Annotated in this window: 11 protein-coding genes; 9 read left to right on the forward strand and 2 right to left on the reverse strand. The window is 56.7% G+C overall.

What is annotated here, in order from left to right; genetic code table 11:
- The first annotated feature begins 65 nt into the window (after positions 1-65).
- The 6 genes from HNQ38_RS11430 to HNQ38_RS11455 all read left to right on the forward strand — a co-directional run bounded on the left by HNQ38_RS11430 (position 66) and on the right by HNQ38_RS11455 (position 6,898).
- Complete coding sequence (locus HNQ38_RS11430) at positions 66-1,151, forward strand: DHH family phosphoesterase (RefSeq protein ID WP_246388126.1); 1,086 nt, start codon at positions 66-68, stop codon at positions 1,149-1,151.
- A gap of 376 nt (positions 1,152-1,527) precedes the next feature.
- Positions 1,528-2,325: a 2-amino-3,7-dideoxy-D-threo-hept-6-ulosonate synthase gene (locus HNQ38_RS11435; protein ID WP_183720958.1), complete on the forward strand. Its 798-nt coding sequence runs from the start codon at positions 1,528-1,530 to the stop codon at positions 2,323-2,325.
- 2 nt (positions 2,326-2,327) lie between these two features.
- Positions 2,328-3,311, forward strand: coding sequence for a 3-dehydroquinate synthase II family protein (locus tag HNQ38_RS11440; RefSeq protein WP_183720961.1), 984 nt, complete (start codon positions 2,328-2,330; stop codon positions 3,309-3,311).
- A 1-nt stretch (position 3,312) separates the two neighbouring features.
- Complete coding sequence (pheA, locus tag HNQ38_RS11445) at positions 3,313-4,542, forward strand: prephenate dehydratase (RefSeq protein WP_183720964.1); 1,230 nt, start codon at positions 3,313-3,315, stop codon at positions 4,540-4,542.
- Positions 4,543-4,547: 5 nt separating this feature from the next.
- Positions 4,548-6,002: a 3-phosphoshikimate 1-carboxyvinyltransferase gene (locus tag HNQ38_RS11450; protein WP_183720966.1), complete on the forward strand. Its 1,455-nt coding sequence runs from the start codon at positions 4,548-4,550 to the stop codon at positions 6,000-6,002.
- A gap of 158 nt (positions 6,003-6,160) precedes the next feature.
- On the forward strand, positions 6,161-6,898 hold the full coding sequence (locus tag HNQ38_RS11455; protein WP_246388133.1) for a prephenate dehydrogenase/arogenate dehydrogenase family protein: 738 nt from the start codon (positions 6,161-6,163) through the stop codon (positions 6,896-6,898).
- Positions 6,899-8,016: 1,118 nt separating this feature from the next.
- On the opposite strand, the gene HNQ38_RS11460 is transcribed toward HNQ38_RS11455, so the two are convergent.
- Entirely contained in the window at positions 8,017-9,243 is a 1,227-nt protein-coding gene (locus tag HNQ38_RS11460) for an MFS transporter (RefSeq protein WP_183720971.1), read from the reverse strand.
- 430 nt (positions 9,244-9,673) lie between these two features.
- Here HNQ38_RS11460 and flhB point away from each other — a divergent pair, with 430 nt between their 5' ends.
- From flhB to HNQ38_RS14405, 3 genes are all read left to right on the forward strand, one after another.
- Positions 9,674-10,753 carry a flagellar biosynthesis protein FlhB gene (gene flhB / locus HNQ38_RS11465; protein ID WP_183720974.1) on the forward strand — a complete coding sequence of 360 codons (1,080 nt, stop codon included), beginning with the start codon at positions 9,674-9,676 and terminating at the stop codon, positions 10,751-10,753.
- 52 nt (positions 10,754-10,805) lie between these two features.
- A complete protein-coding gene (flhA, locus tag HNQ38_RS11470) occupies positions 10,806-12,905 on the forward strand; it encodes a flagellar biosynthesis protein FlhA (protein WP_183720977.1) in 2,100 nt (699 codons plus the stop codon).
- 285 nt (positions 12,906-13,190) lie between these two features.
- Complete coding sequence (locus HNQ38_RS14405; protein ID WP_281377847.1) at positions 13,191-13,316, forward strand: hypothetical protein; 126 nt, start codon at positions 13,191-13,193, stop codon at positions 13,314-13,316.
- A gap of 253 nt (positions 13,317-13,569) precedes the next feature.
- Here the strand turns inward: HNQ38_RS14405 and HNQ38_RS11475 are convergent, their stop codons facing one another.
- Entirely contained in the window at positions 13,570-13,764 is a 195-nt protein-coding gene (locus HNQ38_RS11475; RefSeq protein ID WP_183720980.1) for a helix-turn-helix domain-containing protein, read from the reverse strand.
- Positions 13,765-14,087: the final 323 nt, after the last annotated feature.

Raw genomic sequence — 14,087 nt, forward strand, 5'->3', positions numbered from 1 at the left:
GCCGGAAAAACCCGGTCTGGAAATAAAAACGCGCTGTTGCGCAATCAGGGATCAGCCCCGGGAGGATGACCACAGCAATGCTGCCCAATGCCGAACTTGTTGCCCACATGAAGGAGTGGCGACAGAATCTGGACAAGGATGACCGCTGGTGCATTCTCATCAACGCGGACCCTGACGCTCTGGCTTCGGCTATGGCCCTCAGGCGTATCATTTTGCCGCGCGTACACAATGCCGATATCGCCCGAGTCAATGAAGTGACCCGGCCCGACAATCTGGCCATGATACGCTACCTGCGCATCCCCGTGCGCGCATGGCAACCCGAAAAGGCCGAACAATATACCCGTTTTGCCATGGTGGATTCGCAACCGCACCACCACAAGGCCTTTCAGGGCATTGCCTTTGACTGCATCATCGACCACCACCCCCTGCCGCCCAATGGGGGCTGCTTTATACCCTCTGCGCCGTCCCTTTGCGACATACGCCCGGGGCTTGGTGCAACTAGCACCATTATGACACGGTATTTTCAGGCGCTGCGCATGCGGCCCAGCCCCAGGCTGGCCACGGCCCTGCTGTACGGCATCCGCACGGATACCGCCGCCTTCGAGCGCTCCGGCGATGAAGACGACTTTCGCGCCTATCAATGGCTTTCGCGCCATGCAGACAACAGCCTGCTGCGCCGTATCATCCGCAGCGAGTATCTGCGTGAATGGCTGCCGCTGTTCTCACGCGCCTTCCGCAACCTTACAGACTGCCGCAGCAACGGAGCTTTTGCATGGCTCAACGAGGTCAACAGTGCCGACCTGCTGGTGGCTGTGGCCGACTTCTTCACGCGGGTGCACGACCTCAAGTGGATTGCAGTTGGCGGCATTGTGGGCAAGACCGTCATTGTTATCTTTCGCGGTGACGGCGGAAGAGACATCGGACGTCTGGCCGATGCCTGTTTTTACGATGTGGGACAGGCCGGAGGCCACCGTAATCTGGGCCGGGCGGAATTTCCCCTTGAAGCCGTACCAGCCGATATGCGCCCCGGCGATTTTGTGCTCAAGCGGCTTGAAACCCGCAAACTGCGCCCTCAAAGCACGCCCAATGACACCGCGCCAGCTCAGGGGCAACCGGCCGCCAAGGCCAAACCAGAAAGTAATGGCAAGTAAAAACAACTTATTACAAAAAAAACAGCACAACTTTTCAATAATTTCTTGACAGCGCCCCGTTAACAAGCGTAATTCTTCTCTTGAAGTTTTTAATAAGGATTTTTGTGATGCAGCGCATTTCTTCCAACCACACCTCCGCTTACGCCGCTAGCTTTTATAGCTGGTATTTTTTTGCGTACTTTATGGATGCCTGTGGTCGGGAGCTTCGCTGACGCGAAAAGAAAGTTAGCAAGTTCAAAGGGCCGCAGGCAAACCGCCGGCGGCCCTTTTCTTGTATGGGCAGCCGGCCCAAAAGTTAGCCGCCGAGCGGTCCATGGCGACAGGCAGTATGTAATTGATCTGCAATACGCAGCACAGCAACTGAAAGGAGCAAGCCATGTACCTTGGCAAAAAAGTCCGTCTGGAACGCATTATCAATCGTGAGAACGGGCGCACCATTATTGTACCTATGGATCACGGCGTTACCATCGGCGCTGTCGACGGTCTTGTAGACATGCGCGAAGCCGTCAACGACATGGCCACAGGCGGCGCGGATGCCGTGCTCATGCACAAGGGCCTTGTTCGCTGCTCCCACCGCAGCGCCGGCAAGGACATCGGCCTAATCGTTCATCTTTCCGCCTCCACAGCCTTGACGCCCAACGGCAATACCAAAACACTGGTGGGCACGGTAGAAGAAGGCATCAAACACGGCGCAGACTGCGTTTCTGTTCACGTCAATCTTGGCGACCCCAACGAGCGCCTCATGCTGGCCGACCTGGGCCGGGTGGCCGAAGCTTGCGACAACTGGCATATTCCCCTGTTGGCCATGATGTACGCCCGTGGCCCGCAGATCAAAAACGGCTTTGATAAAGATGTGGTGGCCCACTGTGCCCGCGTAGGCGTGGAACTGGGCGCAGACATCGTCAAAGTTCCTTACACAGGCGATGTAGACAGCTTCTCTGAAGTGGTTTCCTCCTGCTGCGTACCCGTGGTTATCGCTGGTGGCGAACGTATGGAATCCACCCGCCAGATCCTCCAGATGGTTGCTGACTCCGTCAAAGCGGGCGGTGCGGGCATTTCCGTGGGCCGCAACGTGTTCCAGCATCCCAACCGTGTTGCCCTGGTCAAGGCGCTTCGTGCCATCGTGCACGAAAATGCTTCCGTCAGTCAGGCCATGACCATTGTGGGGGAATAAACATGTCGCGCATTTACTTCAACTGCATGCCCTTCGATAAGGAAGACGTAACTCTGGCTCTTGAGTCTGGCGTGGACGGCGTTATTGTTCCCGCCGCACAGGTTGAGCATGTGGCTGGTCTTTCGCGCTGCGCCGTGTGGGCCGCTGAAGAAACGCCCCTGGCCGAGCTTAATGCCAAGGCTGATGAAGAAGCCGTACTGCAAAGGCTGCTTGCCGGAGAGCGCGTGGTGCTGGCTCGCGGCTGGGAGGTAATACCTGTAGAAAACCTTCTGGCCCAGAGCGACAGTGTGCTGGCTGAGGCTGGCACTCTGGACGAGGCCCGCCTTGCCGCAGGAATTTTGGAACGCGGTGTGGCGGGCATTGTTGTATCTAGAGAGGGCATCTCAGACCTCAAGGACATCGTAGCCCAGTGCAAGAGGATTCTTCCCCGCGAAGAACTGCTGCCCGGCGTGGTCACCCGCGTGGAACCAGTGGGCCTGGGGCATCGCGTATGCGCCGACACCCTTTCGCTGCTGCGCAAGGGCCAGGGCATGCTGGTGGGCAATTCCAGCGCGTTCACCTTCCTTGTGCATGCAGAAACCGAGCGCAATGAATATGTGGCAGCACGCCCCTTCAGGGTCAATGCCGGGGCCGTGCATGCCTATGTACGCCTGCCTGAAGACCAGACCACCTACCTTGGCGAATTCAAGGCCGGACAGGAAGTGCTTATTGTGGACTACACCGGCGAAACCAGCGTGGCCACCCTTGGCAGGGTCAAAATTGAAGTTCGGCCCATGCTGCTGGTGGAAGCCCAGGTGCAGACCGAAGACGGCGTAAAAACCGGAGCTGTTTTTCTGCAAAACGCAGAGACCATCCGCCTGACTACGCCCGAGGGAGAAGCCATAAGCGTTGTGAGCCTCAAAGTCGGCGACCGCGTTCTTTGCCGCCTGGATGAAGCAGGCCGCCATTTCGGCATGCGCGTGCGCGAAGACATCCGGGAGGTATAGTATGGACGGCAGCAACAGCCACTGGCCCGGTTCCGCCCCTCTGCCGGGGGCGGAAGAACAGACCCACAATGCTGACGAGCGTCTTTCGGCCATCCGCACTGAAATCGACTCTGTCGATCAGGAACTGCTGGATCTTTTCAACCGCCGTGCTTCGCTCAGCCGAGAGGTGGGACACATCAAGGCCGATGTGCCGGGCATCATCTTCAAGCCCGTGCGTGAAAAGGAAGTGCTGGACAGCCTGGCCGCCCGCAATCCCGGCCCTTTGCCAGAGGATCATCTGCGGGCCATCTGGCGCGAGATATTTTCTTCGTCACGCGCCCTGCAACGCCCGCAAAACGTCGCCTACCTTGGACCGGAAGGCACATTTTCCTACTTTGCCGGGGTGGAATATCTGGGGCATGCGGCCACTTTTCACCCCTGTAACGATCTGGTGCAGGTGTTTGAAGAAGTGTCTTCGGGGCGTTGCGAACTGGGGGTTGTTCCTCTGGAAAACTCTCTGCAAGGAACCGTTGGCGTCAGCTTTGACCTTTTTCTCAAGCACGATGTTTTTATTCAGGCAGAGCTTTTTTCGCGTATTTCTCACTGCCTTTTGAGCAATGTGCCTTCCCTGGCCGCCGTGCGCACCGTGTATTCGCACCCCCAGCCTCTGGCCCAGTGTGGCGGCTGGCTGCGCACCCATTTGCCCAATGCGGGACTGGTGCCGGTAGAATCTACCGCCGCTGCCGCCCAACGGGCCGCGCAGGGGCCAGACCAGGGACATACCGCCGCCATCGGCCACGGCAAGCTGGCCGATCTTATGGGCCTTGGCATTCTTGCCAGCCGCATTGAGGACGAGCCCGGCAACTGGACGCGCTTTGTCATCATCGGCCCCAAGGTCAGCGGCGGGCAGGGCGGCAACAAGGTGCAGAATCCCCAGCCCGGCCATACCGGGGCAGACAAAACATCGCTGCTTTTCACCCTGCCCGACAAAGCAGGAGCGCTTTCGCATGTGCTGGATCTGCTGGCGACGCACGGCATAAACATGCGCAAGCTGGAATCGCGCCCCCTGCGCGGCCAGTGCTGGAAGTATGTTTTCTTTGCCGATGTGGAAAGTGACCTCGAAGATCCCCGCTATGCCGATTTGCTGACAGCTCTGCACGAGACCTGTACCAGTTTTCGCATTTTGGGCAGCTACCCTATGGGGCCGCAGCTGGACCGCCTTGACCTTCACACGGATGAATCGGAGCAGTAAGAATCATGAGCCAGACCAAGGACACCGTGGCAGTCGCCAACAATGTGAGCGCTACAGGCGCAGTGGAAACTGTGGCAGTTACCGCCCCGGCTTCAAAGTCGGTTTCGCACCGCTATCTTATGGGCGCAGCCCTGGCCCACGGCACATCCATTGTGCGCCACACGCTTGAAAGCCGCGACCTGGAACGCACCCGTGCCATCCTTTGCGCGGCAGGCGCAACAATGGAAGAACTGCCCGAAAGCACCGCCTCTTCCGGGGCGTGGCGCGTTACGGGCATGAACGGCAGGCCTTCGGGCGGCACCGCCGCAGCACCCCTCTCCTGTGACGTGGAGGAATCGGGCACCACCTGCCGCCTGCTTACGGCAGTACTGGCCGCCGGGCACGGGGTGTTTCGCATCCACGGCGCAGGGCGCATGCACGAGCGGCCCATTGCCGAGCTGACCAACGCTCTGGCCACACTGGGAACAAAAACCGCCTTTGAAGAAAAGCCGGACTGTCCGCCCTGTGTCATCACCGCCGACGGCCTTGACCCAGCGCTATGCAACGGCATGGTGGAACTGGGCATGGATATATCCAGCCAGTATTTTTCAGGCCTGCTGCTGGCCGCGCCTATGGGGCCAGCCCCCCTGACCCTCTCTCTGGGCGGGCAAAAGGCCGTGTCCTGGCCCTATGTTGGCCTGACGCTGCAATGCCTTACAGACTACGGCATCAAGTTTGAAGTGCACACCCGCCAGACCCCCGAGGCCCAGTGGAGCACACTGCCCGACGGCGCATGGCGTCAGCTTGCCGAGGCCCGGCCCGGCTGTTTGCGCGTCACCGTGCATCCCGGCCACTACCGCGCCGGAGAATACACGGTGGAAGGCGACTGGTCGGGCGCGTCCTACCTGCTGGCCGCTGGCGCTTTGGGCCGCCGCCCTGTACGTGTGGAGGGTCTGCGCGCCGACTCCCTGCAAGGCGACCGCGCCATGCTGGAAATTTTGCAAAAAATGGGAGCACAGGTACGCGTGGAGCCGCAGGCAGTCACGGTGTCTCCCTCCCGTCTGCACGGCGTGGAACTGGACATGGGGCACTGCCCCGACCTTGTGCCCACGGTAGCCATGCTGGCGGCCTTTGCCCAGGGTTCCACGCGCATCCGCAATGTGGCCCACCTGCGCCACAAGGAATCTGACCGCATCAAGGCTCCGGCCATAGAACTTGCCAAAACTGGCGTTATTGTGGACGAACTTTCAGACGGCATGCTCATCAACGGTCTTGGCGGGCGCAACAATGGCAAGCCCAACCATCCCGTACTGCCGGAAGGGCAAAACCTGTCGTCCCACAACGACCACCGTATCGCTATGTCGCTGGCTCTGCTGGACTTGTGCCAGCCCGAAGCCACAGTGCGTTCCCGGCTGGACGATCCCTCTGTGGTCAGCAAGTCATTTCCGCAGTTCTGGAATATATGGGAGAAGCTGGCATGACAGGCCAAACTGACCCAACCCAAAAAGCGGAGGAGCCTACAGCCCATAACGCGGTGAGTCAGGCAGAAACGGCGGATCAGGCCGCTCGCCAGAATCCGGCTCCGTCCACCCTCCGCAGCGCGCGGGGCAAAACAGTTATTGTGGGTTCGCAGGGACGCATGGGGGCCATGCTTGTCAAACGCGCCTCCGCTGCGGGTCTTGTGGTGGAGGGTGTGGATGTGCCCCTCACGCCGGAAAAACTGGCAAAGGCCTGCGCCGAAGCACACATGGCCATCATTTGCGTGCCAGCCGCCGTATTTGACGATGTGACCACTGCCGTCTGCCCTCATTTGCCGCCCACTGCAGTGCTGGTAGACATCACTTCGGTGAAGGAACAACCCCTGCGCCAGATGGAACGTATCTGGCCCGGCCCGGTGGTAGGCACACATCCTCTTTTCGGCCCAAGCCCCGAACCCGAAGCAGACCTGCCTGTGGCCATCACGCCCGGCCATCATACGGCGCAGGACCATCTGGCCCTGGTCGAAAACTTTTTTGCCGACCTTGGCTGCCGCACATTCCTGACCACGGCGGAAAAGCATGATCAGGCTATGGCGCGCATTCAGAACATGAACTTTATCACCAATCTTGCGTATTTTGCCCTGCTGGCAGGCCAGGACGACCTGTTGCCCTTTCTTACACCGTCTTTCCGGCGGCGGCAGAATTCGGCCCGCAAAATGCTCACAGAGGACGCCCGCCTCTTCGCCGGGTTGTTTGAGGCTAACGCCCACAGCCATGAAGCCGTGCGTCAGTTCCGGCAAATGCTCAACCTGGCCGCAGCGGGTGATATTGATCTGCTGTGTGAACGGGCTGGCTGGTGGTGGCCGGAAGAGGTCGCCACAGGCGAAGAAAAACAGTAAAGCAAACTGCTGCTTATGGAATATTTTGAGGCGTGGTTTTTTATAAATCCGCGCCTCTCGTTTTTACCTGCGCAATGGCAATCAATAAGCTAACGCGAATCGCCGGGAAAGAAGGACGTTATTTTTGCATGGGATATTAATGCCCTGCGGGTACGATGGCTTTTCTTCTCTTTAGTTCTGCCGCACGCCGCGCAGGCGGCCCAAATAACAGAATCTGAAAAGCCTCCGTGCCCGCAGGGCACAACACATTTCTCCCAAAGACCAACCCCCAACTTTTGCGACAACCAAGCCCCAAGAGCCCATATCCCTCAAAAACTGGCACACAACGCGAAAGCGCTCGATGGCATTGCGCGGCGCGCAGGGAGATCACCCGACCAAGGGGAGGGAAGCTCCCGCAGCAATAGCCGCGCAGCCCTCGCGAAATGGTGGAATTGGGAAAGCCCTTGAAGGCTCACCCGTGGAAATAAAGATATATGGAAAACCCAGCGGGGTCGTCCGGGGGGAGTGCAGAGGGGGCCTCGGAGGGGCGGCAGCCCCTAACAGGCCCCCTCGCCGCCCGCTGCGAAAGCGGCCCAAACAGCATAGACAAAGAAGCCTCAGTGCCCGCAGGGCATATCCTTCCCCGCAAAAGCAGTTTTATTCTTCCTCACCCGCTTGCCGGATAACCCCGCCCCACAAGCACAACGCTCTCCTTTCAAAGACCAAATTCTGAATTCTCACGATTACCCCCCAAGCGTCCAGACTACCCCAAAACTGACACGCCACGCGAAAGACCACGATGGCATTGCGCGGCGCGCAGGGAGATCACCCGACCAAGGGGAGGGAAGCTCCCGCAGCAATAGCCGCACAACCCTCGCAAAATTATGGAATTGGGAAAGCCCTTGAAGGCTCACGCGTAGAAATGGAGATATATGGAAAACCCAGCGGGGTCGTCCGGGGGGAGTGCAGAGGGGGCCTCGGAGGGGCGGCAGCCCCTAACAGGTCCCCTCGCCGCCCGCTGCGAAAGCGGCCCAAACAAAAGGAACGGGAAAGCCTCAGTGCCCGCAGGGCACGACTCACTTCTCTCAAAGACCAGACCAAAACTTTGGCAGCAAGCAAACCCTAAACTACCTACCCCCTTAGTGCCGCCGCCGTGCGCTCGCCTCCACGGCATCCCCTTCACGCAGGTACATGCTCAACCCAAGCGAAAGCAGCAGCAAAATGACAAAAACCATATCCGCAGCTCCATAGCCGCCTGTGAGTTCATACGAATACCCCATGATGGGATACCCCACGCAGCGCAGCATGATGAAGATGGACACGAACTTGTAGGAAGGCAAAAAATTACCGCTGCCATAATAGTAGGAAACCACCGCTGGCAGCACCGTCCACAGACCGCCCACGCATAGCCCGAAACTGAGGCTGAAAATGGTCATGGTCCATACGCTGGCTGGCAAAAAACCAAGACACAAACTCAAGGCGCAGGCCAACATGATGCCGTGGGCGGCTGTCAGGGGGGTGAAACGGTCGCAAACCCAGCCCCAGGCATATTTGGCCAGGGCTGCGCACAGTGCGGCGGAGCAGGCCAGCAGCATGGCGGGATAAGGCGCAATGCCCAAATCCACAAAACGGGGTTTCATCTGGCTCATGACCGACGAACTGACCATCAAAGCCAGGCCAAAGGCCACGCCCATACAATAGGCACGGGGCGAATGCAGCAACCCGGAGAAAGAAGTGTCCGGCGCGGGCCGCTTGCGGCCCATCATAGGTTCATGCCTTCTGCCGTCGGGGTGCAGATGCATGGTCTGCGGCGTATCACGCACCAGCACCCACGCCAGAGGAGCCAGAGCGCAGGTCAAAAGACCGATGACAAGATAGGCTACGCTCACGTCAAAATGATTGATAAGCACCATACTTGCCAAAGGCAGCACAACACCCGACAGGGACGTGCCCGCGTTGGCTATGCCGAACGCCCTGCCGCGAAAATAATGAAACCAGTTGCTCATCAAGGCATTGCCAACCACGCCGCCGCATATCTGAGTGGCGCTCCAGGCAATGGTGAACAGCAGGGTGAAGAGCATCATGTTGCCCGTCATGCCCTGAAGAATGGTAGCCACACCGCCCACCAGCGCCCCCACGGTCATGAGATAGCGCAGTGAAAAACGGGTGGATAATGAAGCCGCCACAGGCATGGCCAGTTGCCCTACCAGAGAGGCTACGGCCATGCTGATATTGAGTTCTGCGCGAGTCCAGCCATAGGCTGTACACAGGGGTTCCATAAAGGCGTTCATGCAATAGAGCACACTGCCCTGAAGCATGAAATTGCCGCCCATAGAAAGCAGGCTGATTTTCCACCCGTAAAACATTTCTTCCCCAATACAGGGGCCTGTCAGGCCGCCCCTTGCGCACATGACCAATGCAGAAACCTGCGGCCATATTTTGCTTTTATTGCGGTCTTGCCGGCATTGCGGTCAACCCTGTCAACCGATGATCTTTTATTCTGGCGCAGTAAAACAGCACGCATGCCCGCCTGCTCGAAGTACAAGCTGTTCGGCAGCGGCCCGCCTGCCACGATGCGCAAGCATATGAAAGCCCATACACCCCTTGTTGTACATCCTCAAGCCCTTAGCGCCCTGCGTAGCTGATGCCCTACCCATAAAAACTGCGCCAATCCTCTATGAATGAGGGACACATGGATGCAGTGCGTCCCTTTTTCATCGGGCACGCTTTTTGCTGTTTGCTATGGCGCACGGCTTTTTCTTAAAGCCGCGCCAATATAACGACGGCGGATATGGCATGTTCGGCACACAAAAAGATCCCAGTAAAACAGAAAGCGCTACCCCAAAACGCGTCAATAAACAACGCGCCGAGGGCAATGTTCCAAAATCGCAGGAACTGGGCAAGGCTGTAAGCCTGCTCGGCGGCATGTCCATTCTTTACGCATGGATAGGCCCAATGAGCGAAGAAATAAAAAAGATCTTCCGCCATTTTTTGAGCCATGCCTGGGAATTCGACCCCAACCCGGAGAATGTATACAGCCTGACGCTGGAGCTTATGGTCGAAATCTGCAAGATCATCATGCCCGTTCTGCTCACGCTGGCCTTTCTGAGCATGCTTGCCCAACGCCTTCAGGTGGGCAAACTGTGGACCACCAAAGTTTTCAAGCCCAAGATGCAGCGTTTCAATATCTTCAAGGGTATCAAACAGATGCTCTTTTCGCCCCAGACCATACTACGCACCATAAAAAGCCTGTTATTTTCCATAATCCTGTCCCTTATTCCCGCATGGATCATTTATAAAGAATACGAAAATTTTCTGCCTATGTATTATGCCACCACCGAAGGCGTGGCCATATACATGCTCAAAATGGCGTTCAAGCTGGCAAGCTATGCTCTCATACCCATTCTTATCATTGCGGCCTTTGACGTGTGGCAGTCGCGCTATGCGTACAAGGAAAACATGAAGATGACCAAGGATGAAGTGAAAGACGAGCACAAGCAGGCCGACGGTGACCCCAAGGTCAAGAGCGAACAGCGCAAAAAGATGATGGAGGCCATGAGCAAGCGCATGTTGCAGGACGTGCCCAAGGCTGACGTTGTCATCACCAACCCCACACACATCGCCGTGGCCCTACGCTACAACGTGTCCGAGGCTCCGGCCCCGGTGGTGGTGGCTATGGGCGCGGACCACCTTGCTGAAAAAATCAAGCATATAGCCCGCGAAAACAAAATTCCCATTCGCGAAAATGTGCCTCTGGCACGGGCTTTGTATAAGTCTGCCGAAGTGGGCGATATGATTCCCGAGGAGCTGTACAAGGCTGTAGCCACGGTACTGGCGGCCATCTGGAAGCTCAAGCCAAGGGTTCACAATTCATAGTATTTCCAGTGTGCTCTCCTGACCGGGACCACATAAACGAGGTGTCAGAAAAATGGCTGCAGCAATCATCCCCAAGATGGATTACAGCAGGTTTTCAAAAAATGGCGAAATCATGCTGGCCGCTGGCGTGGTCATCATCCTTTTCGTCATGCTGGTGCCACTGCCCACCTTCTTTCTGGACATTATGCTCTGCGTGAGTATTTCCATATCATTGCTGGTGCTTATCACCACGATGTTCATGACTTCGCCGCTGGAATTCACCATCTTTCCGTCCCTGCTGCTGGTGACAACCCTGCTGCGGCTTTCACTCAACGTGGCCGCCACCCGTCTTATTTTGCTGAATGGCGATATGGGCGTGGACGCGGCAGGTTCCGTCATTCGTGCCTTCGGCGAATTCGTCGTGGGCGGCAGTTACGTGGTGGGCGCGGTCATATTCATGATCCTGTTCATTCTGAACAAAGTGGTCATTACGGCAGGTACCACGCGTATCGCCGAAGTGGCCGCGCGTTTTACCCTGGATGCCATGCCCGGCAAGCAGATGGCCATTGAAGCTGACCTCAACGCCGGGCTCATTGATGAAGAGCAGGCCACAGCCCGGCGCAACGGGCTGCGCAAAGAAGCCGACTTCTACGGCGCAATGGACGGTGCGTGCAAATTCGTTTCAGGTGACGTGAACGCGGGTATGTTCATCACTCTGGTCAATATCGTCGGCGGCATCATCATTGGTATGGTGCAGAAAGATATGGACTGGAACACGGCGCTCACCACCTACTCCCTCTTGACCATCGGTGACGGCCTGGTTTCCACCATTCCCTCCATCATCGTGTCCACGGGCACGGGCCTGCTGGTGTCGCGCGCGGCATCCGAAGCCAAGATGGGCGAAGAATTTCTGGCGCAGCTTACATTCAACAGCCGTGCGCTCAGGATGGTCTCGGCGGTGCTTCTGCTTTTCGCACTTGTTCCCGGCCTGCCCACCCTGCCCTTCCTGGTCATTTCTGCGCTCATTTTCACGGTAGCCCGCCTCACGGACAAAAACGAAGCCCAGGACGAAGCCAGGGAAAAGCAGGAAAAGAAAGCCAAGGCTGGCTCCGGCACCGCCGACACACCGGAAGAAGTACAGGCCCTTCTGCCTCTGGATACGCTGGAGCTGGAAGTGGGCTACGGCCTCATCCCGCTGGTGGACGAAGAACAGAGCGGCAACCTGCTGGCGCGCATACGCTCCATCCGGCGGCAATTCGCCCTGGATATGGGCGTGGTCATTCCCTCATTGCACCTGCGCGACAACCTGCAGCTGAAGCCCGGCCAGTATTCCCTGCTCATCAAGGGCAATCAGGTGGCCTCTGCGGAAATTCTTGTGGACCATTTTCTGGCAATGGATCCCGGCAATGTGACCACCAAAATTCACGGCATAGAGACACGCGAACCCGCCTTCAATCTGCCTGCCCTCTGGATACCGGACAGCCAGCGCGAAGAAGCCATGCTGGCGGGCTATACGGTAGTGGACCCGGCAACAGTCATCGCTACCCACCTGACAGAAGTGTTCAAGCGTCACCTGTCGGACTTTCTGGACCGTCAGGCAGTGCAAGGCCTGCTGGACACCGTGGCCAAGCATTCGCCCAAGGCTGTGGAAGACCTTGTGCCGGGCGTGCTGCCTCTGGGCACAGTGCAAAAGGTGCTGCAACTTCTGGTGCGGGAAAATGTGGGCATTCGCGATATGCTTACCATTGTGGAAACGCTGGGCGATTTTGGCGGCGGCGTCAAAAACCCGGATATGCTGGCCGAATATGTGCGCGAAAAACTGGCCCGCTCCATTGTGCGCCCCTATCTGGACAGCCAGGGCACCCTTCCGGTGCTTACCCTGGCCCCCAATGCCGAGCGTATGGTGCAGGAAGGCGTGCGTCAGGCCGACACGGGTGCAATGTTTCTTTCGCTTAATCCCGCGTCGGCTCAAAAACTGGTGCAAAACATCAACACCGCCGTGGAAAATGCCGTCGGCACCGACGGTCAACCCGTACTGCTGGTGAATCCCATCATACGCCCGCATCTGGCGCAGCTGGTCACCCGCTTTCTGCCCTCGGTTCCCGTAATCTCCCAGGCCGAGATTCCGCCAGACATCCGGCTTCAGTCCGTGGGCAGCGTGGCTGCCGAATAGGTTTACCATCTATAGAACATAAAAAAGCTGAAGGCCCGCAAGGGTTTTCAGCTTTTTTATGTTCTATGAGGGGCAACCCTAGGAACTGTTTCCAAATAAATGATTTTGCACCAAGGGCAAGGAAAAGGGAGGTTTTTACGAAAGGAGTGTACTTTTGCGGTACATGACGGGAGTAAAAATTGGCTTCTGACATAGCCCGTTGGGCAAAAGAATTATTTAGAAACAGCCCCTAGCCAAAAATCGGGAGCAGGCGCGGCTTTGCCCTGCCGTTACGCGGCGAATTCCGTGCACCGCCGCCCGGCGGTTCTGCAAACAGTGGGCGGCGAAGCCTGTGAAGCGAAGGTTGTCATCAGCATGGCTGAACGTCCCTGCGGGCTTTCAGTTTTTCCGTTGCAGGCCGTGTGGCTGTAATTCGAAAGCTCTATAATTTTTTTCCCGTTCACGTAACAACGAACGCTGTTTCAGCATTACAATGTAAAAATATTGACGATTTTTTATTGCATCACATGCGGTGAGATCTTTTAGACCATACTATCAGAACTGTTTTAAAAATATTCGAATACTCTATTTGCCACACGGTAACAGCAAAAAAATTTAATTTTGTATTAAAAATTTTTTTAACAAAAAAACAATCCAATATAGTTTCATATTATACTTTAACTATCTATTCTGAAAATAAATCCTTCACACTGACTCCAAGTGCATGCGCTATACTCCAAAGTGTTGACATACGGCACTCTGAAATAAGGTGGCTTCTTGCACGCGTTATAGTTTGGCTCGACAAGCCTGTCTTTTCTTCAAGTTCTTTATACGTCACCCCCTTGGCAATCATTATCTTTTTAATATTACTTTTTAGCATGTGCTACCTCTCGACAAAATACCCTACCAGCCTTGCCCTAACTAGTTTACGGTGATATATCACCGTAAACCGCTGGAATTATCCGTCATCCTTTGACGAAACGCTTTGCGTGCTTTTAACCAAGGCTGCAATCCGGCCAGATATGAACAAACTCAATCACTGAACGAGAGCACAAACCACTTGCGGTATTCCTTGGCAGGTAAAATACCCAGCGGACAACTAGTTTTTTGAGGTTTAAAGGGCTCAAGAGGCACTACGACAAGCAGGCCTATCACTCTCCAGCGCTTCAAAGCAGCGCTGAAAAACGCTTAATGGCTACAGCC

The sequence above is a fragment of the Desulfovibrio intestinalis genome (genome assembly GCF_014202345.1).
In the GTDB taxonomy this organism is placed as follows: Bacteria; Desulfobacterota; Desulfovibrionia; order Desulfovibrionales; family Desulfovibrionaceae; genus Desulfovibrio; species Desulfovibrio intestinalis.

Excerpts from the sequence above, each read along its gene's own strand:
- HNQ38_RS11440 (WP_183720961.1), top strand. The coding sequence starts at position 2,328 with ATGTCGCGCATTTACTTCAACTGCATGCCCTTCGATAAGGAAGACGTA.
- HNQ38_RS11430 (WP_246388126.1), top strand. The coding sequence starts at position 66 with ATGACCACAGCAATGCTGCCCAATGCCGAACTTGTTGCCCACATGAAG.
- HNQ38_RS11435 (WP_183720958.1), top strand. The coding sequence starts at position 1,528 with ATGTACCTTGGCAAAAAAGTCCGTCTGGAACGCATTATCAATCGTGAG.
- flhA (WP_183720977.1), top strand. The coding sequence starts at position 10,806 with ATGGCTGCAGCAATCATCCCCAAGATGGATTACAGCAGGTTTTCAAAA.
- HNQ38_RS11455 (WP_246388133.1), top strand. The coding sequence starts at position 6,161 with ATGGGGGCCATGCTTGTCAAACGCGCCTCCGCTGCGGGTCTTGTGGTG.
- HNQ38_RS11450 (WP_183720966.1), top strand. The coding sequence starts at position 4,548 with ATGAGCCAGACCAAGGACACCGTGGCAGTCGCCAACAATGTGAGCGCT.
- pheA (WP_183720964.1), top strand. The coding sequence starts at position 3,313 with ATGGACGGCAGCAACAGCCACTGGCCCGGTTCCGCCCCTCTGCCGGGG.
- HNQ38_RS11460 (WP_183720971.1), bottom strand. The coding sequence starts at position 9,243 with ATGTTTTACGGGTGGAAAATCAGCCTGCTTTCTATGGGCGGCAATTTC.
- flhB (WP_183720974.1), top strand. The coding sequence starts at position 9,674 with ATGTTCGGCACACAAAAAGATCCCAGTAAAACAGAAAGCGCTACCCCA.
- HNQ38_RS11475 (WP_183720980.1), bottom strand. The coding sequence starts at position 13,764 with ATGCTAAAAAGTAATATTAAAAAGATAATGATTGCCAAGGGGGTGACG.